21 protein-coding genes and 1 pseudogene are annotated in these 23,507 nt (G+C 51.8%); 14 read left to right on the top strand and 8 right to left on the bottom strand.

From position 1 onward, the window contains the following. Window positions 1–100: 100 nt before the first annotated feature. From HV157_RS09700 to HV157_RS09690, 3 genes are all read left to right on the top strand, one after another. A complete protein-coding gene (locus HV157_RS09700; protein WP_182268238.1) occupies window positions 101–373 on the top strand; it encodes an ogr/Delta-like zinc finger family protein in 273 nt (90 codons plus the stop codon). Between the two features lie 551 nt (window positions 374–924). Next, window positions 925–1,485, top strand: a complete 561-nt coding sequence (locus HV157_RS09695) for an SLATT domain-containing protein (protein ID WP_182268239.1) — start codon at window positions 925–927, stop codon at window positions 1,483–1,485. Continuing rightward, window positions 1,485–2,582: a reverse transcriptase domain-containing protein gene (locus HV157_RS09690; RefSeq protein ID WP_182378496.1), complete on the top strand. Its 1,098-nt coding sequence runs from the start codon at window positions 1,485–1,487 to the stop codon at window positions 2,580–2,582. Before HV157_RS09695 ends, HV157_RS09690 begins: the two co-directional genes overlap by 1 nt. A gap of 108 nt (window positions 2,583–2,690) precedes the next feature. Here the strand turns inward: HV157_RS09690 and HV157_RS09685 are convergent, their stop codons facing one another. Beyond that, window positions 2,691–3,671 (bottom strand): IS5-like element IS5 family transposase, encoded by a 981-nt coding sequence (locus tag HV157_RS09685; protein ID WP_000019402.1) that lies wholly within the window; start codon window positions 3,669–3,671, stop codon window positions 2,691–2,693. A 158-nt stretch (window positions 3,672–3,829) separates the two neighbouring features. Between HV157_RS09685 and HV157_RS09680 the strand changes: the two genes are divergently transcribed. Continuing rightward, window positions 3,830–4,972: a hypothetical protein gene (locus HV157_RS09680; protein ID WP_182268241.1), complete on the top strand. Its 1,143-nt coding sequence runs from the start codon at window positions 3,830–3,832 to the stop codon at window positions 4,970–4,972. 203 nt (window positions 4,973–5,175) lie between these two features. On the opposite strand, the gene HV157_RS09675 is transcribed toward HV157_RS09680, so the two are convergent. Beyond that, on the bottom strand, window positions 5,176–5,817 hold the full coding sequence (locus HV157_RS09675; RefSeq protein WP_182268242.1) for a TetR/AcrR family transcriptional regulator: 642 nt from the start codon (window positions 5,815–5,817) through the stop codon (window positions 5,176–5,178). Between the two features lie 108 nt (window positions 5,818–5,925). Here HV157_RS09675 and HV157_RS09670 point away from each other — a divergent pair, with 108 nt between their 5' ends. Next, on the top strand, window positions 5,926–6,618 hold the full coding sequence (locus HV157_RS09670) for a hypothetical protein (protein WP_047955088.1): 693 nt from the start codon (window positions 5,926–5,928) through the stop codon (window positions 6,616–6,618). Between the two features lie 184 nt (window positions 6,619–6,802). Here HV157_RS09670 and HV157_RS09665 read toward each other — a convergent pair whose 3' ends face one another. Further along, entirely contained in the window at window positions 6,803–8,209 is a 1,407-nt protein-coding gene (locus HV157_RS09665) for a carbohydrate binding domain-containing protein (protein WP_182268243.1), read from the bottom strand. Window positions 8,210–8,272: 63 nt separating this feature from the next. Further along, a complete protein-coding gene (locus HV157_RS09660; RefSeq protein WP_047366357.1) occupies window positions 8,273–9,037 on the bottom strand; it encodes a LecA/PA-IL family lectin in 765 nt (254 codons plus the stop codon). A 786-nt stretch (window positions 9,038–9,823) separates the two neighbouring features. Between HV157_RS09660 and HV157_RS09655 the strand changes: the two genes are divergently transcribed. After that, window positions 9,824–10,183: a LecA/PA-IL family lectin gene (locus HV157_RS09655; protein ID WP_182268244.1), complete on the top strand. Its 360-nt coding sequence runs from the start codon at window positions 9,824–9,826 to the stop codon at window positions 10,181–10,183. Window positions 10,184–10,588: 405 nt separating this feature from the next. On the opposite strand, the gene HV157_RS09650 is transcribed toward HV157_RS09655, so the two are convergent. Both HV157_RS09650 and HV157_RS09645 read right to left on the bottom strand, forming a co-directional pair. Next, entirely contained in the window at window positions 10,589–11,803 is a 1,215-nt protein-coding gene (locus tag HV157_RS09650) for an L-dopachrome tautomerase-related protein (RefSeq protein WP_047366355.1), read from the bottom strand. A gap of 68 nt (window positions 11,804–11,871) precedes the next feature. Then, complete coding sequence (locus tag HV157_RS09645) at window positions 11,872–12,666, bottom strand: SDR family oxidoreductase (RefSeq protein ID WP_063156357.1); 795 nt, start codon at window positions 12,664–12,666, stop codon at window positions 11,872–11,874. Between the two features lie 97 nt (window positions 12,667–12,763). On the opposite strand from HV157_RS09645, the gene HV157_RS09640 reads away from it, so the two are divergent. Together HV157_RS09640 and HV157_RS09635 are read left to right on the top strand one after the other, a co-directional pair. Then, window positions 12,764–13,660 (top strand): LysR family transcriptional regulator, encoded by an 897-nt coding sequence (locus tag HV157_RS09640; protein ID WP_032677486.1) that lies wholly within the window; start codon window positions 12,764–12,766, stop codon window positions 13,658–13,660. Window positions 13,661–13,680: 20 nt separating this feature from the next. Continuing rightward, entirely contained in the window at window positions 13,681–14,190 is a 510-nt protein-coding gene (locus HV157_RS09635) for a hypothetical protein (protein ID WP_020885258.1), read from the top strand. A 33-nt stretch (window positions 14,191–14,223) separates the two neighbouring features. Here HV157_RS09635 and HV157_RS09630 read toward each other — a convergent pair whose 3' ends face one another. Both HV157_RS09630 and HV157_RS09625 read right to left on the bottom strand, forming a co-directional pair. After that, window positions 14,224–16,008, bottom strand: coding sequence for a diguanylate cyclase (locus tag HV157_RS09630; protein WP_121340296.1), 1,785 nt, complete (start codon window positions 16,006–16,008; stop codon window positions 14,224–14,226). Window positions 16,009–16,128: 120 nt separating this feature from the next. After that, window positions 16,129–17,238, bottom strand: coding sequence for an AI-2E family transporter (locus tag HV157_RS09625; RefSeq protein WP_182268245.1), 1,110 nt, complete (start codon window positions 17,236–17,238; stop codon window positions 16,129–16,131). Window positions 17,239–17,574: 336 nt separating this feature from the next. Here HV157_RS09625 and mmuP point away from each other — a divergent pair. The 6 genes and pseudogenes from mmuP to tauD all read left to right on the top strand — a co-directional run bounded on the left by mmuP (window position 17,575) and on the right by tauD (window position 23,501). After that, window positions 17,575–18,973, top strand: a pseudogene (mmuP, locus tag HV157_RS09620) (S-methylmethionine permease). Then, a complete protein-coding gene (mmuM, locus tag HV157_RS09615) occupies window positions 18,960–19,892 on the top strand; it encodes a homocysteine S-methyltransferase (protein WP_047955096.1) in 933 nt (310 codons plus the stop codon). The pseudogene mmuP and the gene mmuM overlap by 14 nt, the downstream one beginning before the upstream one ends. Before the next feature lie 196 nt (window positions 19,893–20,088). Beyond that, window positions 20,089–21,051 (top strand): taurine ABC transporter substrate-binding protein, encoded by a 963-nt coding sequence (tauA, locus tag HV157_RS09610; RefSeq protein ID WP_047955097.1) that lies wholly within the window; start codon window positions 20,089–20,091, stop codon window positions 21,049–21,051. A 10-nt stretch (window positions 21,052–21,061) separates the two neighbouring features. Then, window positions 21,062–21,829: a taurine ABC transporter ATP-binding subunit gene (gene tauB, locus HV157_RS09605; protein WP_014168801.1), complete on the top strand. Its 768-nt coding sequence runs from the start codon at window positions 21,062–21,064 to the stop codon at window positions 21,827–21,829. Then, window positions 21,826–22,653 carry a taurine ABC transporter permease TauC gene (gene tauC, locus HV157_RS09600; RefSeq protein WP_014168802.1) on the top strand — a complete coding sequence of 276 codons (828 nt, stop codon included), beginning with the start codon at window positions 21,826–21,828 and terminating at the stop codon, window positions 22,651–22,653. Before tauB ends, tauC begins: the two co-directional genes overlap by 4 nt. Then, the gene (gene tauD, locus HV157_RS09595; RefSeq protein ID WP_014168804.1) at window positions 22,650–23,501 is read left to right on the top strand and encodes a taurine dioxygenase; all 852 of its coding nucleotides are present in this window, start codon (window positions 22,650–22,652) and stop codon (window positions 23,499–23,501) included. Before tauC ends, tauD begins: the two co-directional genes overlap by 4 nt. Window positions 23,502–23,507 lie beyond the last annotated feature (6 nt).

Genomic DNA, 23,507 nt, shown 5'->3' with positions numbered 1-23,507 from the left:
AATTAAATCAACGATGTTACACGTGTTACCAGTGTTACACGTTCAGAACAAGAGGTAGGGATTCAAATCCCTTATTCTGGCTGGCAAAAGAGGAACAGCGATGCGAGTGCTGAAAATTAACTGCCCAGAGTGTATGTCTGCGGCAAAGGTGAGAAAGACAAACCGAAAGCACCCCAAATTATCAGATGTGTACTGTTATTGCTCAAATGTAGAGTGTGGGCATACGTTTGTGATGAACGTTTCCTTCTCACACACGATTAGTCCCAGCGCTTTGAGCGGCCAGGGACGGATTAAAGAGCTAATGGATGCCTTGCCACCGGACGAGCGACAAAAAGCATTAGAACTTTTACTGGCAGCCAAAGAGAGCCAGTGAACGGCTCGCCGGGAGTAACTAAAATTTTCCCGGCTTCGGTTCGTTAAATTTCAGTTGCTTAAGCAAAAATGTATATAAGAATCAGCTGCTTAACTTTTAAGTGTGCCGTCATTTATCATGAAAAATCTCACCTAAAATTTTATATCTCTTTACTATCAATAGCTTAATTAAAGTGGTTACGATGCTGGAGTAAAGCTAAACTGAAAAAAACTGAAATTCTTTTCACTCTTTTCAGTTCCCTGCTCGCTGTAAATCCCCAGTTGTGGCGCGGTCTGGCACTATCATTTGTAAAAAATCCCAACTGAAAAATTTTTGCGATCTGAAAACCGCAGGCGGGTGCGGTGTAGTGCGATTTTGGTCGTTTGAAGTTTTTTTTTGTAATGAAAAGTAGTACATTTCCTGTGAGGCGTATCGTAGGTGATTCACCTGCGATCATCCATACCAAATGGGTGCAACTAATTTTGGGAGGCTTTGCCTCTAGTCTGACTAGTCTGTTTACAGGCGTTACTTATTACTACCTTCGGCGCCTCACATTAATTAGGGATTATATGATGAGCGATTTATCTGATAAAATATGGTGGACAAGAAAAGCGAAAATAAAAGCTGAGCGACGCCTGCTTAATTTTGATTACTACTCTCAACTTCTTTTGCTTTGGTATTCAACTTTTTTAGTATGTTATTCTATTTATACCTTAGTAAAACCCGCTCAAAAGATAGAAGAAGCAGCGATAATGGTTTCTTTGTCAGTGCTAATTTTAGTGTTGACTCTTTTTATCAATAATATGAATTTTAAAGGCCGTGCATTATTAATTAAACAATGTTACGAGCGACTGAGTGTAATACATACCGCATCACTTTTCCCAACAAATCCTTCCGAATTAGATAAAGAATATCAAGCAGTGTTAGGTTCGTCAGAAAACCATTTAGAAAAAGATTTTGCAAAAGCCATAGTCGACGAATATTTTAATACGAATGATAAAAGCCTTTTAACGAAAAAACCTACTTTTATCCATTTCTTCATGATAGCCATACTTTTTCTTCGAAATGTAGCATCATTTTTGTTTTTGTTTCTTTTTCCTTTTATTATCTTGTTTTCATTGAGAGCTGTCTAATGAGTGCATATGATATATTTCTCAAGCATTTTCAATCATCTAATTTAAAAAGAATTTACAAAGAAGTGGTTTTGTTATCTGCGGCAACAGGTATCGATAATATGTCTCATGAAGTCTTTTGGCGCTTTCATGATCACGAAATAGAAACAATTAGAAGAAAGTGTTTAGCTGGTACTTATCGCTTCAATAAATATAAACTAAAGCTTATAAGTAAAGGTAAAGGAAAGGCGCCAAGGGAAATTTCAATACCAACAATCAGGGACCGAATCGCCTTAAGAGCTATTTGTGATTTCTTGCAAGAGGTTTATGCATTTGATTTAAATTTTGAGTTACCACAGAATATGGTGGTAAAAGTTAATAATATTATTTTGAGTAAGCAGTATAATTATTTTATGAAGTTTGATGTGGCGAATTTTTATCCGTCAATACGGCATAACAAGTTAATATCGAGACTTAGAGCAAAAATTAGAGATGAAAATATATTATCTCTAATAGGTAAAGCAATTAGCTCACCAACGGTTTCTAAGCCTAATGCAAGTGATAAAGCTAATGAATGTGGCGTACCTCAAGGATTATCAATTTCGAATATATTGGCTGCAATATACTTGATGAATATTGATAAACACTTTGCATCAAGGGAAGATGTATCATACTTCCGATATGTTGATGACTTAATGATCCTTTGTCGTTCAGATAAGGCAGAAGCTTTGATAGAAAGTGTTCTTGTAAAGTTCAGAAGGCTCGGACTTAAAATTTATGATCCAATTAAGAATCCTGAGAAATCTAGTATGGGTTTGTTAACCGAAAGTAAGTTTGGTTACTTAGGATATTATTTTAGCGAGGGAGGTAAGGTTTCAGCACGTGATGGATCTGTTGATAACTTACGACAATCTCTTTTATCGATTTTTACAGGGTTTAAACACTCCAGTATTAAAAGTCAGGAGTTTTTAACGTGGCGTATAAATCTGAGGATTACTGGTTGTGTATTCCAATCAAAATCAAAGGGATGGTTATACTTTTTTTCGGAAATTAACGATATAACGTTGCTTCATTCTCTAGGGAAGGTGCGAATAAGTGGGGAAATTCTTCTCGGCTGACTCAGTCATTTCATTTCTTCATGTTTGAGCCGATTTTTTCTCCCGTAAATGCCTTGAATCAGCCTATTTAGACCGTTTCTTCGCCATTTAAGGCGTTATCCCCAGTTTTTAGTGAGATCTCTCCCACTGACGTATCATTTGGTCCGCCCGAAACAGGTTGGCCAGCGTGAATAACATCGCCAGTTGGTTATCGTTTTTCAGCAACCCCTTGTATCTGGCTTTCACGAAGCCGAACTGTCGCTTGATGATGCGAAATGGGTGCTCCACCTTGGCCCGGATGCTGGCTTTCATGTATTCGATGTTGATGGCCGTTTTGTTCTTGCGTGGATGCTGTTTCAAGGTTCTTACCTTGCCGGGGCGCTCGGCGATCAGCCAGTCCACATCCACCTCGGCCAGCTCCTCGCGCTGTGGCGCCCCTTGGTAGCCGGCATCGGCTGAGACAAATTGCTCCTCTCCATGCAGCAGATTACCCAGCTGATTGAGGTCATGCTCGTTGGCCGCGGTGGTGACTAGGCTGTGGGTCAGGCCACTCTTGGCATCGACACCAATGTGGGCCTTCATGCCAAAGTGCCACTGATTGCCTTTCTTGGTCTGATGCATCTCCGGATCGCGTTGCTGCTCTTTGTTCTTGGTCGAGCTGGGTGCCTCAATGATGGTGGCATCGACCAAGGTGCCTTGAGTCATCATGACGCCTGCTTCGGCCAGCCAGCGATTGATGGTCTTGAACAATTGGCGGGCCAGTTGATGCTGCTCCAGCAGGTGGCGGAAATTCATGATGGTGGTGCGGTCCGGCAAGGCGCTATCCAGGGATAACCGGGCAAACAGACGCATGGAGGCGATTTCGTACAGAGCATCTTCCATCGCGCCATCGCTCAGGTTGTACCAATGCTGCATGCAGTGAATGCGTAGCATGGTTTCCAGCGGATAAGGTCGCCGGCCATTACCAGCCTTGGGGTAAAACGGCTCGATGACTTCCACCATGTTTTGCCATGGCAGAATCTGCTCCATGCGGGACAAGAAAATCTCTTTTCTGGTCTGACGGCGCTTACTGCTGAATTCACTGTCGGCGAAGGTAAGTTGATGACTCATGATGAACCCTGTTCCATGGCTCCAGATGACAAACATGATCTCATATCAGGGACTTGTTCGCACCTTCCCAAGCATTGAACATGACCAAGACTGACAAATTCTAATACGTCTAACTTCCTGATAGGATTAATCCGAATACTTTCAACTGGGATAGGGATATGAAGAAAACTTTGATTGCAACATTAGTGGGCATAACGATGTTAACCGGGTGTGGGCCACAAGAGTTAACCCCGGAACAAAAACAGGAAGTTGCGGCTCTTAAGGCTGAGCTATCACAGACTGAGGGCGAAATCTCAGCAGCAAAAGAAGTTGATCAACAATTTTCTGGTGGACTGATCAAGAATTTAACCACCGCAAGACTGGAAGTTTTGGGAACGAATAAGGCTCTTTTAGAACAGCGTATAAATGCTATTGAGTCCGGTGCCAAAATTGATGTAGTAGTCTCTGGTACCAAGCCAGACCCTGAACTTGCGGCCTCTATTAAAACAGAGATCGATAATCTGACTGCAAAAATCAACGAAGCTAAAGCAGATGCCAGCCAGTACACTGGCGGTTTGATACAGGTACTTAAACTATCAGCCGTTGCCACTGAAGAACAAAGCATGGCTATGCTGCAGCAAAAATATCTAACCGCTAAGTATGGTCTCGCTGAAGTTAAGCTTGCACCAATTCAGGATAATGCAGCAACCGCCAGTGGCAAGAAGGAAGCAACGGCTAAAACTACACAAGAACAACCCCCACTGCTGCCGCCCGCTGAAGGCCCGTTCGGGCTTGAGGCTGGTCTAACCCAGAAAAATATTGAGGATATGATCGGGGCAAAGCTAAAGCCACTACCTGACAGCGTGAATCTGTATACTTCCGATAAACTACCGAAGCAAAACGCAGATTTTGAAATGTATGGTTTGTTGATCTCGCCTAAAGCTGGCTTATGTCAAATTAGGGCTGTCGGTAAAAACATTGATACCGATAGCTATGGGCTTGCTTTGAAATCAAGGTTTGAAGATTTGAGTAGCTCGTTAAGCTCACTTTATGGAAAGGCCGAAACCACAGACCTTTTACTGGCTGGTTCAATCTGGAAAGAGCCTCAGGACTGGATGATGGGGCTAAATAAAAAAGAGCGCTTCCTATCCGCCACTTGGAAGGGAACAAAAGAAACGCCGCTAAAAAATAATATTGCTGCTATTTCTATCGAAGCCAGAGCGAACAGTTCTGCGCAGGGATATGTTTACCTACAGTATACATTTACAAATGATGATGTTTGTCAGGCGGAGATTGAGGGAGCGAAAAAGAGCTCTCTATAACTAATCATGCAAAAGCCTCATGAATTGGGGCTTTACTGATGTTGATATAAAAAATATTGTGTCTAACGGGAGAAATATGAATTCACGTCATTACCGCTATGGTTAACAGTTGCTATCAGAGATGTAAGTACGTAGCGACCTGTAGTTGTATAGCTCGAACAGGTACTAAGCGTGACACTCTACAAGAATCACCAGGTACTATGTCATTCATCACCTTGCCTGAATATAAGTAAAATAAAAGGCATACAAGAATCCAAATGTGCCTCAATATCGGTTTTCTCAACAGGATGAGTTAAACCAATCGCCGCCTGCCGAAGAGGTTCGGCGACACACATGGCGAGTAGGACTTTGGCACTGGTATCTGCAGGTAACATCGGCAACCAGCCCTGTTTTTGCTGTCGTATAATCCACTCAGTGAGTAATTGTTGGCCACGCGCTATGCCATTTTCATTATATTTCTTGAGAAGATCATCTTTGCCAGGAAATTCAGTATTGAGAAGACGAAACATTTTCACGGCGGTTACTGATAGCGCCTGACCACAAATCGCAGCCAGTAATTTTCTTAACGCCGGTAAAACGTCATCCTTATCTTTCGGATCGCTCTGCAGGAGTGGGGCGTAGTTATCCGTCCAGTTTCGAACCGAAAGGCCAAGCAATTCCTCCCTGTTTTTCGCAAAGCGATAGACGGTCTTTTTGGCAACGCCTGCATGCGATGCAACCGCCTCAATTGTTGTGGCGTCATAGCCTTTGTCAAAGAGCAAGGCCGTCGCGCTACCAATGATTTGTTTCTTCACCTCTTCCTCAGGGACTGAGGGACGTCCGCGTGGTTTGGTTGGTGAGGTCATCCTGGAGATTCCTTTTCGCTTGTCATACGACCATTCTATCGGTAATGTTTAGGAAACGCACTTCGTTTCCTAAATGGTGCGAATTTCCCAATGCTAATGGAGAAAAAAATGCGACAACACGATATTGCCAGGCCCTGGCTGGATTATTCGGCATTGCTTGATCCTTCACCCATGCCGCTGGAGACGGGTATTAAACGTCTGGATGACGGGAGTCTGCTGGTCTCCGTGCGCACCGATTTACATGGCTGCAAAGGACGTATGATTAACTGGTGGTTTACCTTTTTTGAAACGACGCAGCATATAAAATGGTGGCATCCCGTTGATCATGTTGAGCATCGTGGATGGGACGCCAACTGGAAGCGTGGGGAAAGTTTTTACGGCGCAAGCATCCATGCAGTTGAATCATTAGCTGAAATCCCTCCCATTCCCGCGCGTCTTAAATTCCATCACCCTGCATCGGTATTTGGCGAAATGGCTGTCGACAAGGCAATGGGGGATGGGAGTGTCTCGGCAATCATTGCCGCAAGGATAGGCTTCGGTGAAAAAACTGAACTGGATAGCCAGGGCGACCCGCTGGACGGACAAATGCTACATGTTGTCCGGGATACGCCTTTTGGTTGTGTGCTGCGTAGCCGGTTTATTCTGGGTATGAGTAATGACGACCACGCTGAACCTGCCGATGACGTTGGATTAGCGCTCATGCGACACTGTTATACAGAGTTCACGTTCTTGTCTCGTTTCCTGCCTTCTTTGTATTACGGCGAGAAAGCGAATGATGAGAAAATTGCGCTTCCCTGGTAACTCGCGGGTTTAAATGCTCAGGTAAACCTGTCGACGAGGGTAATCATGCCCACCGTGTATTACCGGGCCAGACCAACGTTATCTCAAGCGTGACGCACACTGGCTAAGCAGTGATGCCTGGTTTAACCAACGCGTAGCCAAACCGGCATCACTTCATATCTGAAATGAATTCAGCGTAACAAAATCAATCGACTGATTTTACTGTGATTCCAGTTATGCTGAAATCGTTACCGTCACCGCTGGCTTTATGGCTGAAAATTTCCAGCACATTATCGCCCTGTGCCGCCGTAAACTCTCCTGACAGCGTGACCCACTCGCCTTTCACGGCAAGTGCTGTAACCGAGGTAATATCCTGGCCTGCCACCCGCAGTGACAGTTCGGGTATCACCTTGTAGTCATTGTCCCTGCGAGCCTGAAGGCTGAAGCGATAGCGTTTCCCCGGCTGGAGTTCCGAATAATGTTTATAAAGCAGCACACCATTGTGTGTCCGGCCTTTAACATTGGTGGTCGGAAAACGAATCATGGTCGCGCCACCTTCTGAGTAAAACTCATGCTCAGGCGTTGCCGGTCCAAATTGCCAGTTATTCAGATGATTATTCGTAAACTTACTCTCATCCAGGAAAGGTGTTGGTTCGGGACTGACAGGGGCAGTGTCCGGCGCAGCGGGGGGTGAGGAGGGGGGCACCGGTTTGTTGTGATGTTCCTGACACGGGCAAGGGGGCGTATTTTCTTTGCAACGACAGTCGCTGGCGCAAGCGTCAATCAAGTTCTTAAGCACATCAGCAAGCGTATTCACCGCCCGGACAATCTCAGGGGCCTGTGCGCACAGATCGCTGCCATTACCAGGCGTCTTCGCTGGCGTTTTACCTTCCAGCGCATCTGCTTCTTCTTTTTTGTTCGCCACGCTGTCGTGTTGCGTGGCCTTACTGGCGCAAATGGTGCTTTTTAAAACCGAGGCAAAATCGGCAATGCCGGAGGTGTAGATATAATGCTCACCACCCGTACGAAGCGCCAGGCGCTTGTATTCCCGAACCATGGCTTTCTCATCATCCGGGGTGGGATAAGGTAATGAGACATGAGGCGTGCCCAGATAGGAGTGGATTTTGACACCGTACTCCAGGGCGGTGGCAATGGCATCATCGCAGGCTTTGATGCGGGCCGCATCCAGGGTCATCTCTCCGCCTTTCAGACTTTCGTCTCCCAGCACAAAAACATTCTTTTCAGCGCCGTCACGCCAGTTGTAATGACGGATAACGTCCTCCGCAGCAGGCGCCACATCTTCCTGAGCGGGGTTCCCCTCTTTGACATACTCTCTGCCTTTCAGGGCGGACGGGTTAGCTCCGGCCTCGCTCGTCAGGAACTGACGGACCGTTTTATTAAATTTGGTGCCGGCAAAAACGCCTTCGATACCCAGAAAATCAGTTCGTAAATCCGAAGGGCAGGCTTTTCTGGCCTCCTCAATGGCGCTCTCAAGTTTTGCACAGAGCGCTTCCGCTTCATCCTTCGTTGAAAGACTGCTGTCGATGATGAAAACCAAATCAACTTTTTTATTGTCCATAATGCTCATATCAGGGGCTCCATTAACGTTCATTTTTGTTTTCCAGTGAACCGGCAGGGAAGGCAGTGAATGGCACGTTGCCTCCCTGCGGGCATTTCAACCGAGCACAACAAACCTGACGTCATAGCCTCCCGTATTATTGGCGTATTCAGACGCAACATTTGTATCATTAAAAATGAATGAAATTTCGCCATCAGCCGGGACTTCCCAGTCGCTACCGCCGCTTCCGATACCGTAAATATGCTCACCCGCTTTGATCAGTAATTTCCCCGCCAGTGCTTCTGGCAGGACAAAAGTGGGATCCGGTTTTTGCGCTGACGGATGCTGGCTGTCGCCGTCAGGTCCAAAGCTGCGACCGCGGCTGTCGTACTGAGCGGTACCGGCTGCAATCAGCATCACCTTATCCCCTTTGCTCACGGATACGCCGGTGTGGGTCCAGTCACTGCGCGTTGCGGGAACATGACCTTTCCAGTCCGCCTTTTTAGCCGCCGCTTTCTTTTCGTCTTCAGCGATATACACAACCGCGCTGAAAGCGCCGCTGTTGTCGCGATGTGAAGAGTCACTGACCACGAGAATCAGCTCGCCGTCTTCCGGTACCGACCACTGGTAAACACCACTGCCAATGTCATAGCTTTTTCCGGATGCACTGAATCGGGCTTTCAGCACCTTATCGTTCCGTAAGACAAAGCCCTCTTTTAGCCTGCCGTATGGCGATGCCAGGGCGTAGTCTTCCTTACCGTATTTAATCCATCCTTCCGCAATAATACTGATTTTTTGCCCGGCTTTTAGTTTAAGTCCGGTATTAATGCCCGTGTCAGCAGTTGCGTCAATATTGCCCGACCATGCAGGTGAAACAGTCATATAATTCTCCGTAATCGTGACAGCGTAGAGCATCCAGCTTGTCAGTGGTATGAGGTAATAAATAGCCTATAGATAATGTTTTTTGTTACTAAGGGGTACGGCATTCACAATCAGAATATAAATAGATATGCCACTCAGCAAATAATATTCTGGAAATGATGCTGATGATTTCCGTTCATCTCCCGTCTGCTGCAGTTCTGCGAATTAAACATTAGGATTAATCTCATGCCGTGTTTTGTTACTCCAGAGCGGTAATGCGTATGAGTGAGAGGTATATGTTGAAACCAAAAAAGTAATACACAGGGTAACTAAGTGGATATTTGTTAACCCATTAATTTTCCGTCGGGGAGGCGAGAAATTAAGTGGAAAGGTAGATGTTTTTTATTGGGCGGATATCGCGGCAGGCGGTGCTGTAAGGCGCCATCTCACTGCTTCGCGTACCTATTATTACCGCCAGTCAGGCATGGTAGTTAATTTACTAAAGGTATAATTACAGTCATGATTAAAAGTGCGATTACTCCTATAGTTAACATTAAAATCAATTACAAATCAGCGCCTTAGTTGTTGGTTGTGTTGGTATCTTTATATAAAACGCAGCGTAAAAAAAGAAATCGCCTTATTCTTTCGACATAAGTGTGGAAAAGGTAAATATATTCATATGCATCCATGATGAAATGTTATGAATACTAAATGTGATGTCTGTCACATGCAGGGGGGGTTTGTCTTTGATTGATGTAAAGCACGCATCAAATGTAATGTTAATGAAGTTTGATAAAGGAGAATAGCATGACGGCTAAGCCAGAGTGGTCCGGAGAAGTTCCTGCAAATATTCCTTCCGGTATTAATACAGGCCTGCAACTGAATGCCGGTGATGAGATAACGATAATGGCCTCTGGCTGGATTAAATACGGTAAAGAAGAATTTGCGCTGGCGGTGCCGGATGGCAGGGTGAAAGAAGGGCTCATTACCTGCAATGATAAGGTGCTGAAGGCGAGATTTGATACCTCTGGAAAAGGTTATGATATAGGCGGTGGAGTATATAAATGGACGGCTCCCCAGAGCGGTACCCTGCATCTGTATATTGCCGATACAGAGGTCGGATACTCTGACAATACCGGCAGTTTCAGCGTCAATGTATACCGGTAAGAACGGGTCGTTTCGGATACAGCGATTTTCAGCCCCATTGATATGGCGGCAGGGATTATGTCCGGCGTTCTCAAACCGATATCTTATTCATTCCAATATTATTCGCAGAACTCAGCAGATGATAAGAAGACTAATTAACAATATTCTCTGGTACTCTACCGGGTGGGTGTTTTTCGGCCTGATAGTGCTCAGTGGAATCGCAGGGGGACTGGCGGCTTCAGTCCTGCATTTTACTACAACGGATGCATTCCTGGCCGCATTTTGCCTTTTTCTGTTGCTGTCATTGCCCGTTTGCTTCTGGCTGCACCGGTTATCTCGCATACACCGGCGTCAGTAATGTACACGCCCACAAGGAGAGTCCCTGTGAGCGTGTAGTGTTTCCAGTGCTGAGCATGCGCAGTCGCGTTACTGGTGCTTATCCTGCAACGCCTTCAGGGGTAAACGCCATACGTCATAGCGCTCCTGGCCAGGTTTGACCGCGCCAGCAAAATGGTCGTTCAGGCTGCTGGAGGTAAAGATCAGATCCCCGTCCGGATTGATGGCCGGCGTGTCCGGCCAGTGTACGCCGTCGTTTGACGCCATCAGGGTCATTGAGCCGCTCTTCGGTTCATACCTGACAATACCGTTGTGTGTCACATCGGTGATATAGAGGTTGCCTTTGGCATCGGTCACGATACCGTCGGTATTGCCTCCCACCGAACCAAGATCCCGGATCTGCGCCGCAATCTGCGCATCGTCAGCACCTGGCTTTCGCAGAATGTCAGTCGGTACCGCAAATGCATGGGTCCCTGTCGTCACCGTCCAGTAGAGCGTGCCGGTATCCGGAGACAGCGCAATACCGTTGATGCCAATCAGTAATGGATGACCTGGCCAGACTTCAGCCCCGTGCGAGACGACTTTCACACCCGGCTCAATCTGCAGGTCTGGATGACGGTCGAGCACACGTCGGGCAGTGCCGGTTGCGAAATCGGCGATGATAAGACCGACGCGGTTCTCAGGCGCACTGCGCGAGCCGCTGTCGGAGATGTAAGCGACACGGCGCGTTTCATCAACAACCACATCATTGAGGAAGCTCGCCTTGCGGTCTGCCACGCCATCCAGTGGAATGCGTTTGATCGTGCGGCCGGTATTCAGATCCAGCACCATCAGTTTCTGCGAACCCACGGGGGATTCCGCTTCTCCCGCGACGAACCCCATATCCAGGGCCCACAGCCAGCCATTCTTACGGTCAATATAGAAGCCAAGCACGTTACGCAGGTTCTGGTCGGGAGCGGTTTCCACCGCATTACCCTCGCGGGACGGAAATGCCGTGAGGCGCGCCGGTCCGGTCTGCACGGTCGTATCAAGAATACTTAACGTCGCGGGTGCACCGGCTGAAACCAGTCGAGGGGTACTGACAAAGGCTCTTCCCTTTGCATCAAAGTGGATGCCTGCGATGGGCGCGTTAACCGAGCCGGAAAACGGCGTCGGCGTTTCCCCCTTCTCAGGCGTATTCCAGGTTACGCCGGTATAGCTGCGCCAGCGCTCAAGAGGGGCCTGGTTCGCTGCGCTGGCTACGCTCGCAAAAGAGAACAACATTGCCATCGCGATGGCGGACATATTACGGGTACGTTTGAACATTTCTATGCTCCGGTAAATAGGGGAAAGCAGGGGACACTGATTTCCCTCAGGTCATGACGGCTGCTGCATTAAAGAATGGAGCGGAAGGTGCCGCCTTCGACGCGCACCGCGGCACCGTTAGAGGCAGCGCCCAACGGGCTTGCCAGCAGCGCGACCATCGCGGCTATCTCATCAGCATCGATCATTCGCGCGATAAGAGAGCTGGGGCGGTAGGTCTGGAAGAAATTCGCTTCGATCTCCTGGTCGGTCATACCCGGTGCAGGCGCGGTCTGGCGCAGGTATTCGATAATGCCGTCGGAGCGGGTCGCTGAAGGCAGTACGCTGTTGACCGTAACGCCCGTCCCCTTCGTGAGTTCGGCCATACCGCGCGAAACGGCGAGTTGCGCCGACTTACTGACGCCGTAATGCACCATGTCTGGCGGCGTGAACGCGCCGACTTCGCTCGACATAAAAATCACCCGGCCCCAGTTGCGTTCCAGCATGCGCGGGAAATAATGCCGTGACAGGCGAACGCCGGACATGACATTGATGTTGAACATGTTCAGCCACTCATCATCGGTGATGTCGGCGAAGTCTCGGGCTTCATAAAAGCCCAGGTTGTTGATGAGAATATCGGTGTCAGGGCAGGCCGCAATCAGGGCTTTTGCCCCCTCAGCGCTTCCCAGGTCGGCAACGATAGCGGTGACCTGCGCCTGAGGCTGAGCGGCGGTAATGTCTGCCACGGCGTTTTGCAATTTCGCGTGGTCACGACCAGTAATGGTGACGGCCACGCCTTCGCGCGCCAGCGTGCGGGCGATGGCCAGACCAATCCCCGCGGTTGCGCCAGTAACGAGTGCAGTCTTACCGGTGAGTTGAAGATCCATGATTTTACCCTCTGGTGATGAATGCGCACACTTTACTCATCGCCCAACAGGAGATAAATTAGCGGAATTGAAAAACATTTGTTCCTGAAAGAGCATAATGAGCAGAAAATTCGATTATCTTGGCGATGTTGAGGTCTTCATCGCTGTCGTTGAACACGGCTCATTTACTGCTGCTGCCGTCGCCCTGTCCACCACGCCCTCGGTGTTGAGTCGTGCGGTTTCCCGCCTTGAGACGCGTCTGGGACGACAGCTTTTACAGCGAACCACCCGTCGGGTAGGCCTGACCGAGGCAGGGCGAGTCTATCTGGAGCAGGCGCGCTCTGCTTTTTCCCTGCTGGATGAAGCCGAACGTGATGGGCAGGGTCAGGAAGGCGACCTGACCGGACGCGTGCGCATGAGTGTACCGACTACCTACGGGCACTATCGTCTGCCGCCCTTGCTGGCGCGATTCTCCCAGCACTACCCGCGCGTTCAGGTGGATCTGAACATCACCAACCGCAACGTCGACCTGATTGCTGAAGGGTTCGATCTGGCGATTCGTTTGGGTCAGATGCCCGACAGTGGTTTAGTCGCGCGTAAACTGGAGGATGCCGCTTTGCTTCTGGTCGCATCACCCGCGTACCTTCACAGGATGGGGACTCCGCAAACGCTGGATGATTTGCACCGACACATGTGTCTGCCGTTTATTTTGCCGCGCACCGGTCGCATCGCTCCGTGGGTGTTTCGGGAAGACGAACGCGATGTGGACTGGCTACCCGCTTCAACTATCGAAACGTCGGATGATGTGCTGGGCGTCGTCTCCCTGGCTGAACACGGTATGGGGATTTGCCAGAGCTATGAATTTATCGTTCGGGACAGGATACAGCGCGGTCAGCTGGTGGAGGTGCTTCCTCACCTTCGCGGACGCTCGCGGCCGTTCTCGGTGATCTTCGCGCCACACCGGCGCCAGTCCGCTGCCACCCGCGCGATGATTGATCTCCTGACCACGCAATAACGACAAGGGAAGGGTGCAATATGAAAAAAACGTCTTATTCGTTTTTGATTCCAGCGATTGTTGGGGTATTGACGCTGGTAATTTGTTTTATTACCTGGCGCGTAGAAATTTACCGTGTGACATTTATTAACGCTCTCGCAATGCAATACATCGCGACCGGCTCATTGCTCTTGTCGCTGGCTTTGATGGTCATTTTTATCTGGAAGGGACGGTTGAAAGGTTGGCCGTTTTCTGAGCGTCTAAAAGTGTTCATTGGCACCTTTATTATCAGCATGCCTCTCGCCATTTTCGTCGTCTTTACGGCGGTTTATTTACTGGATGGGAAAGTGTCGTCCTGGAGTGCTCCTTACAAATATAAATCTGTAGGCAGATATAATTGTGAAGGGGCTGAAGTATATGAACCTGAACTGAAAGAGAAGATACGTATTTGTCACCCGATGGGCGACTATCAACTCGATAACACCTTATATGTTGAAAAACGCAGTAATGCGCTGGGTATCGTGGTGCTTTGGGCTATCACGCGCTCATGAACAGGGGAAAGCATCAGTGGCGCAACATGACGTCTAGCCCCCCTCCAGCATCCCAAAACTTACAATCCGCGATCGACCCAGTTCTTTAGCCCGGTACAAAGCCACATCGGCTGCACGCAGCAGGTTGTCACTCTGGGCGTGCTGCGGATAGCTGGCGATACCAATCGAAACATCGACTGGCCCAATCTCCGTGAGTCCATAACGTAGCGACAACCCTTGTACGCCGTTGTAAATCTGTTGAGCACAGTCATGCGCTTCTTCTTCATCAGCACCGGAAAGCAGTACTAAAAACTCCTCCCCGCCGTAGCGGAAAGCCATTCCGTTGTCATGGGTAGCCCGCTGAACAATCGTCGCTACGCTTTTAATAACCTGATCACCCGCTTCATGGCCAAACCGGTCATTAATGCTCTTGAAGTGATCGATATCGATCATCATGCAACTCAGTGGTTCGCCGTTACGAATGGCCTGTGTCATTTGGGTATGAAGCGTATCTTCCAGATGATGGCGATTACGCAAGCCGGTCAGCGGGTCGAACAATGCTTTTTCCAGCAACGCATCGCGTAGCCGCTGGTTTGCCAGCGCCAGACCGAGCGCTTCGGCCATGAGTTCGAGATAAGCACGGGCAGGGGCATTTTCCGCGGTGATATTCTGGAATGAGAGTAGACCAATGGCCTCGCCCTGGGCAATAAGCGGCACGCACAGCGAACGATACGCCAGTGATTCCGGCAGATGATAGCAGGCGATATCCGGCTTACCGCTGAACGGGGGATGACTCTGACCACGCCTTACTGCCCAGCATTCGTCAGGATGAAACATCATCTCCTCTCCCGTGGGGGAGAGCCACTGGGCAACGCAGCGCATCTGCCAGGGATCGCGGTCAAGGACATAGAGCCGGCCAGGGACCCCCGGGGCGATATTGGGGGCAAACATCTCCGCCACGTTGATAACATCGGTAAAGTTCTCACACCCTTGCAGCCGCTGCGTCATGCGGGCCAGCAGTTCGCGGACAGCCCAGTCGGCGTCGCGCTCTTTTTCCAGCCGTTGCCGGGCAAGGCCGTTTTCACGAAAAATACGGATCGCCTGCGCCATATCGCCAATCTCATCAATCTGATTAAAATTCGGCGTTTCGACGGCGTAATCCTGCGACGCCAGACGGTGTACCACGTCGCTCAGGCGCACCACGGGGCGCAGCACGCGGCGTTTCAGGATAAAGCCCAGGACAAACAGAAACAGCAGGGCGGTCAGGCCAACCATCAGTTCAGAGGCCGTACGCAGCGCTTTCGATTTTTTGGTGGCATCCTGCACGGACGCAATCACCCGCTTGTCGAGGATCTGGCGAAAGTGATCAATCTGGTTTTGTGCGCGTTCCAGTGCCTGCTCATAGGGGGCACCATAAAGCAGGGCAATGGCCTGGGCATCTTCTCCCCGTTCTGTACTGGTCAGGGCCGTCTGCTGTTCATCCTGTAGCTCATCGATAATCTTGAGACCTTCCCGCAGCAGGGACAGCTCCTCATCGGACGCGCCGTTATCGCGCAGTTTATCCAGCCTCAGCTCGACATTTTTCAGGTTGTTCTCTGACTGGCTGTATTGTCTGAGGGTTTGCGGATCTTTTTTTATTACGTACAGGCGGGCTAAATCGGACTGCGCCCAGGCGTCGGTTTCAATATCCTCCGTCAGCTCATCAAAGCGCTGCCGCTGTTCCACGGCATGACGTTCCACGGTGTCGGCATTGGATGCCATCAGCATGATGATGCCTGAGACAAGGGTCAGGCAGACCGTGGCACCATAGGCCCAGTTAGTTATCGTTGCGATTCGCACCTGTGGATCCTTTTACGACATGAGAAGGATGGCGTTCTTTCAAATTATAGAAAACGTTTGATTTAAGGCGAAAAAAAAGGCGGCACAGTGCCGCCTGGTGTGGTCTTTATCGTCATATCATCACAAATCTGGAGGGTTTTTTCCTTCCTCGATGAAATCCGCATCCAGCTCTTCGGCGTTACCCGCGTGATCGCGACCGGAGAACAGGTTCCAGCAGGCGATGAACAGCGCGGCGATCAGCGGCCCAATCACAAAGCCATTAATGCCGTACAGCTCCATCCCGCCAAGGGTTGAGATGAGGATCAGGTAGTCCGGCATTTTGGTGTCTTTCCCCACCAGCAATGGACGCAGGATATTGTCCACCAGCCCGACAATGATGACGAAGAAGCCAACGATAAAGAGACCCTGCCAGAGCTGATGCGTGGCGAACAGGAAGATGGCGGCCGGCACCCAGACAATGGCCGAGCCGACGGCCGGAACCAGCGAAAGGAACGCCATCAGCGCGCCCCAGAGTACGCTACCGTCAATGCCAGCGATGGCAAATGCAATCCCGCCGAGCGTGCCCTGAACCACCGCCACTACCGCCGTACCTTTTACCGTTGCCCGCGAGACGCCGACGAATTTGGCGAACAGATGCTGTTTGGCAAAATCAGACAGAGGAAGCGAATCAAGGATCTGGCGTACCAGATACGGACCATCTTTCAGCAGGAAGAACAGCAGATAAAGCATGATGCCGAAGCTGATCGCAAAGCCAAACGTCCCTTTACCAATCAGAAACGCGCTGCCGGCCAGATACTGTCCGCCCTGCAGGGCCACATCGGAGAGTTTTTTCTGGATCTGCGCCGCGTTCGTCAGATTGTGGTCCGCAAGGAAGCCGCTGGCCCAGCCTGGCAGGTGGTTAAAGATGCTCGCCACCACTTCCGGGAATTGGGTATTGTTCGCTTGCAGCTTGGTGTACACCACGTTCAGTTCAATGGCGAGCGATGAAAAGATCACCATCAACGGGATAAAGACGATGAGGCAGATAATGCCGATGGTTAACAGCGAAGCCAGTCCGTTGCGATCGCCCATCGCCGTGCGCAGCTTGTTTTTTACCGGGTTAAAGATAACGGTAAGAATGGCTGCCCATAAAATCGCGGAGAAGTAGGGGGAGAGCACGTCGAAGAAAGCCCAGGTGACAAGGGCGAGTATGAAGATAAAGAAACCTTTGGTCAGTCCGTTAAAGCGCATCAGTTGATCCTGTAACGATGAAACTGTGTCGACTATAGAACTGATTGAGGGATTTACCAAGAATTGCGCCGCTGTAAAATCCCGCGTATGAACCCGCTCCTTACGGATACCACTTTCGACTGACCGAAGAACGCCAGGGTCCGCGCCATGCTGTAAGTATCTGCTTGCGGAGGTACTTATGGCCTGGCGTCCGTTCCTGTATGTGATCCTCACAACCCACCCCAGACTCAGCGCGCGGCGCGCTCGATTACGTCTGGTCGTCTAGCTTTTTCTTAACAATCGCGGTATAACACACCTTCTTTGGATGTTTAGATGTCCATACGTATAGAAGGTAATATGCAAACACAACAAGAAAATGGGCAGCTTAAGCGCACCATGAAAACACGCCACCTGATTATGCTCTCGCTGGGTGGGGTCATTGGGACAGGGCTATTCTTCAATACTGGTTATATCATTTCAACGACCGGGGCCGCAGGAACGCTGCTGGCGTACCTGATTGGCGCTGGTGGTCTGGCTGGTGATGCAGTGTCTGGGCGAACTTTCCGTTGCGATGCCGGAAACCGGCGCGTTTCACGTCTATGCCGCCCGCTATCTTGGCCCGGCTACAGGCTATACCGTGGCGTGGCTTTACTGGCTAACCTGGACGGTGGCGCTCGGGTCGAGCTTTACCGCCGCCGGGTTCTGTATGCAGTACTGGTTCCCGCAGGTGCCCGTCTGGACGTGGTGCGTGGTGTTCTGCGTGGTGATCTTCGGCCTTAACGTCATCTCCACGCGCTTCTTTGCCGAAGGCGAGTTCTGGTTCTCGCTGGTGAAAGTCATCACCATTATTGCCTTTATTATTCTTGGCGGCGCTGCGGTGTTTGGCTTTATCCCGATGCAGGACGGTTCTCCCGCGCCGGGCTTAACCAACCTTACCGCCGAAGGCTGGTTCCCGCACGGCGGCCTGCCCATCCTGATGACCATGGTCGCGGTGAACTTCGCCTTCTCCGGGACAGAGCTTATCGGTATCGCGGCGGGTGAGACGGAAAACCCGCACAAGGTGATTCCGGTTGCCATTCGTACCACCATTGCCCGGCTGATCATCTTCTTTATTGGTACCGTGTTTGTGCTGGCCGCGCTGATCCCGATGCATCAGGCGGGCGTGGAAAAAAGTCCGTTTGTACTGGTGTTCGAAAAGGTCGGTATTCCGTACGCGGCTGATATTTTTAACTTCGTGATCCTGACGGCCATCCTGTCGGCGGCGAACTCGGGCCTGTACGCTTCTGGCCGCATGCTCTGGTCGCTCTCGAATGAAAAAACGCTGCCGCGTTGCTTTGCGCGCGTTAATAAAAACGGCGTACCCATGACGGCGATTTCTGTTTCAATGCTTGGCGGCGTACTGGCGCTGTTCTCAAGCGTGGTGGCACCGGACACGGTGTTTGTCGCACTGTCCGCCATCTCAGGCTTTGCTGTGGTGGCGGTCTGGATCAGCATCTGCGCGTCGCATTTTGTCTTCCGTCGTCGCCATCTTCAGTCTGGTCAGCCGCTTTCCGCTCTGCAGTATCGCGCGCCGTGGTATCCGCTGGTGCCGGTGCTCGGCTTTATCCTCTGCGTGGTGGCCTGTGTTGGTCTGGCGTTTGACCCGAGTCAGCGTATTGCCCTTTATTGCGGGCTTCCGTTTGTTGCCCTGTGTTATGGTGCCTACTACCTGACCCGAAACATGACATCGCAGGAGCCTGAACATGTCGCAGAATAATCCGCTTACCGCCATCCTTGAAAAACAGCCATTTGTGGTGCTGGATGGCGCGATGGCGACGGAACTGGAAGCGCGCGGTTGTAATCTTGCAGACAGCCTGTGGTCTGCCAAAGTGCTGGTTGAAAACCCGGATCTTATCCGCGACGTTCATCTGGACTACTACCGGGCGGGCGCGCAGGTGGCGATCACCGCCAGCTATCAGGCCACGCCTGCGGGGTTTGCCGCACGAGGCCTGGATGAGGCGCAATCCCGTGCGCTGATTGGCAAAAGCGTGGAGCTGGCGCGTAAGGCGCGCGAAGCGTATCTCGCGGAAAACCCTCGTGCAGGCACGCTGCTGGTCGCGGGATCGGTTGGGCCGTATGGTGCATACCTGGCGGATGGATCTGAGTATCGCGGTGACTACGTGCGAAGCGCAGAAGCGTTTACCGATTTCCATCGCCCGCGCGTGGAAGCGCTGCTGGATGCCGGGGCAGATCTGCTGGCCTGCGAAACGCTGCCATCCTTTGCTGAAATCAAGGCGCTGGCGGCGCTTCTTGCCGAGTATCCCCGAGCCCGGGGATGGTTCTCGTTTACCCTGCGTGACAGCGAGCACCTCAGCGACGGCACGCCGCTGCGCGAGGTGATTTCTGCGCTGGAACGCTATCCGCAAATTGTGGCGCTGGGGATCAACTGTATCGCGCTGGAAAATACCACCGCGGCGCTGAAACATCTTCACAGCCTCACCGCACTGCCGCTGGTGGTCTACCCGAATTCGGGGGAGCATTATGACGCCGTGACCAAAACCTGGCATCACCATGGCGAAGCCTGCGAAACGCTTGCGGGCTATTTACCCCAGTGGCTGGCGGCCGGGGCGAAGTTGATTGGAGGATGTTGCCGGACCACGCCGACAGACATTGCAGAGCTAAAGGCGCAGCGCTGATGCCGTGTGTCGTCTGATGCATTCACCTCATCCCTCTCCCGTCGGGAGAGGGAGCCAGAATAAACCCCACAAAATTCACTATCCTTTGCCACTTTTTTTCTAAAAACGAATCGGAATTAACGATTCTTTTTTATTCCTTTATCAAAATTCCTGCGCCGGAAATACTGCCCTCATAACAACAAGGGGAGCAGTCACAATGGCAATTTCATCGCGAATTACACTTCTCGGCGCGCTGGCGCTGTGGGCATTTCAGGCACAGGCGGTAGACGTTACCGTCGCGTATCAAACCTCTGCGGAACCGGCAAAAGTTGCGCAGGCGGATAACACTTTCGCCAAAGAAAGCGGCGCGAAGGTGGACTGGCGTAAATTCGACAGCGGGGCGGCCGTCGTGCGCGCATTAGCGTCCGGCGATGTGCAGATTGGCAATATCGGTTCCAGCCCGCTGGCGGTGGCTGCCAGCCAGCAGGTGCCTGTTGAGGTTTTCCTGCTGGCGTCACAGCTCGGGAACTCTGAAGCCCTGGTCGTGAAGAAAAACATCACCCGGCCGGAAGATCTGATTGGCAAGCGCATCGCCGTGCCGTTTATCTCCACCACCCATTACAGCCTGCTGGCGGCGCTCAAACACTGGGGCATCAAGCCGGGCCAGGTGCAGATCATCAACCTGCAGCCACCCGCAATTATTGCCGCCTGGCAGCGTGGGGATATCGACGGCGCTTACGTCTGGGCACCTGCCGTGAATGAGCTGGAAAAAGACGGCACCGTGCTGACCGATTCCGAACAGGTGGGGCAGTGGGGCGCGCCGACGCTCGACGTGTGGGTCGTGCGTAAAGACTTCGCGGAGAAACACCCTGATGTGGTGAAGGCGTTTGCTAAAAGCGCCATTGACGCCCAACAGCCTTATCTCAGCAACCCCGATGCGTGGCTGAAAGAGACGGGCAATCTGGAAAAACTGTCGCGCCTGAGCGGCGTTCCGGAAGCGGACGTGCCGGGGCTGGTGAAAGGCAATACCTATCTCACGCCTGCACAACAGGTTCAGCAGCTCAATGGGCCGGTCAATAAAGCGATTGTCGATACCGCTACGTTTCTGAAAGAACAGGGCAAAGTGCCTGCAGTGGAGACAGATTACAGCCAGTACGTGACCGATCGCTTTGTGAAATAAGGGGGAAGCGATGCTGAATATTACAAATCTGTCTGCTGATTACGGCGGTAAACCCGTGCTGGAGGAGATCAACCTGACGCTGGACAGTGGTGAATTGCTGGTCGTGCTGGGGCCGTCCGGGTGCGGCAAAACCACGCTGCTGAATCTGATCGCCGGGTTTGTACCGTATCAGCATGGCTCCATCCAGCTGGAAGGGAAACGGGTCGAGGGTCCGGGTGCAGAGCGCGGCGTGGTCTTTCAGAGTGAAGGGCTGCTTCCGTGGCGCAACGTGCAGGAAAACGTCGCCTTCGGCCTGCAGCTTGCGGGGATTCACCGTGAACAACGGCTGGCGACCGCGCGTGAGATGCTAAAAAAGGTGGGGCTGGAGGGCGCTGAAAAACGTTTTATCTGGCAGCTTTCCGGTGGCCAGCGTCAGCGGGTCGGGATTGCCCGCGCGCTGGCGGCAAACCCACAGCTGTTGCTGCTGGATGAGCCGTTTGGTGCGCTGGACGCCTTCACCCGTGAGCAGATGCAAACGCTGCTTTTGCGCCTGTGGCACGAAACGGGCAAGCAGGTACTGCTGATCACCCACGATATCGAAGAGGCGGTGTTTATGGCGACCGAACTGGTGTTGCTTTCGCCGGGGCCGGGTCGTGTGCTGGAGCGGTTGCCGCTCAGCTTTGCCCGTCGCTATGTGGCCGGTGAACCGGTCCGCAGTATCAAATCCGATCCGCTGTTTATTGAACAGCGCGAATATGTTTTAAGCCGCGTATTTGAACAACGGGAGGCATTCTCATGAGCATTGTCTTCAGTGAAAAAACGCGCCGTCCTCGTCTCGCGTTACGCTGGCCGTTCTCTCGCCAGATCACGCTGAGTGCGGGCACGTTGCTGGTATTGCTCGCGGTCTGGTGGGCGGTGGCAGCGCAACAGTGGGTTAGCCCGTTGTTCCTTCCGCCACCGGGACAGGTGCTGGCGAAACTCATCACCATCGCCGGGCCGCAGGGTTTTATGGATGCCACGCTCTGGCAGCATTTAGGTGCCAGTCTGGCGCGTATTCTGGTGGCGCTGCTGGCGGCGGTAGTGATTGGCATCCCGGTGGGTATCGCGATGGGGCTGAGCCCGACGGTGCGCGGCATTCTAGACCCGCTGATTGAGCTTTACCGTCCGGTCCCACCGCTGGCCTATCTGCCGCTGATGGTGATCTGGTTTGGCATCGGGGAAACCTCGAAAATCTTGCTGATTTATCTGGCGATTTTTGCCCCGGTTGCTATGTCGGCACTGGCTGGGGTGAAGAGTGCGCAGCAGGTGCGGATCCGCGCGGCGCAGTCGCTTGGTGCCAGCCGTCTTCAGGTGCTGCTGTTTGTGATTTTACCGGGCGCGCTGCCGGAGATTTTAACCGGATTGCGCATTGGCCTCGGGGTGGGCTGGTCAACGCTGGTGGCGGCTGAGCTGATCGCCGCCACGCGCGGATTAGGGTTTATGGTGCAGTCGGCGGGAGAGTTTCTGGCGACTGACGTCGTGCTGGCAGGGATCGCGGTGATCGCCGTGATCGCCTTTGGATTAGAACTGGGGCTGCGCGCGCTACAGCGACGTCTGACGCCCTGGCATGGAGAAATACAATGAGTGAACGTCTGACCATCACCCCGCTGGGGCCATACATTGGTGCGCAGGTCTCCGGCCTGGACGTGACCCGTCCACTGAGCGATAACCAGTTCGAGCAGTTGTACCACGCGGTGCTGCGCCATCAGGTGGTGTTCCTGCGCGAACAGGCGATCACCCCGCAGCAGCAGCGCGCGCTGGCTCTGCGCTTCGGCGATCTGCATATCCACCCGGTCTATCCCCATGCGGAAGGCGTGGAGGAGATCATCGTGCTGGATACCCATAACGATAATCCGCCGGACAACGACAACTGGCACACCGACGTGACGTTTATCGAAACGCCACCTGCCGGGGCGATACTGGCGGCGAAGCTGTTGCCGGACACCGGTGGAGATACGCTGTGGGCCAGCGGTATCGCCGCCTTCGAGGCGCTGTCCGTGCCGTTCCGGACGCTGCTGAGCGGGTTGCGGGCCGAACATGACTTCAAAAAATCCTTCCAGGAGTACAAGTACCGGAAAAGCGAAGAGGAACATCTGCGCTGGCAGGACGCGGTCGCGAAACATCCGCCGCTGCTGCATCCGGTAGTGCGTACGCACCCGGTGACCGGTAAGCAGGCGTTATTTGTGAACGAAGGCTTTACGACGCGGATCGTAGACGTGACGGAAAAAGAGAGCGATGCGCTGTTAAGCTTCCTGTTTGCCCATATCACCAGGCCGGAATTTCAGGTGCGCTGGCGCTGGCAGGAGAACGATCTGGCGATCTGGGACAATCGCGTGACGCAACACTATGCGAACGCGGATTATCTGCCGCAGCGTCGGATTATGCAGCGGGCGACGATTTTAGGGGATAAACCGTTTTACCGTGCGGGCTGATGCCTC

This window comes from Enterobacter sp. RHBSTW-00318 (genome assembly GCF_014101375.1).
In the GTDB taxonomy this organism is placed as follows: domain Bacteria; phylum Pseudomonadota; class Gammaproteobacteria; order Enterobacterales; family Enterobacteriaceae; genus Enterobacter; species Enterobacter ludwigii.
The sequence above is the reverse complement of the archived record's forward strand: the minus strand, read 5'-3'. Positions and strand labels throughout refer to the sequence as shown.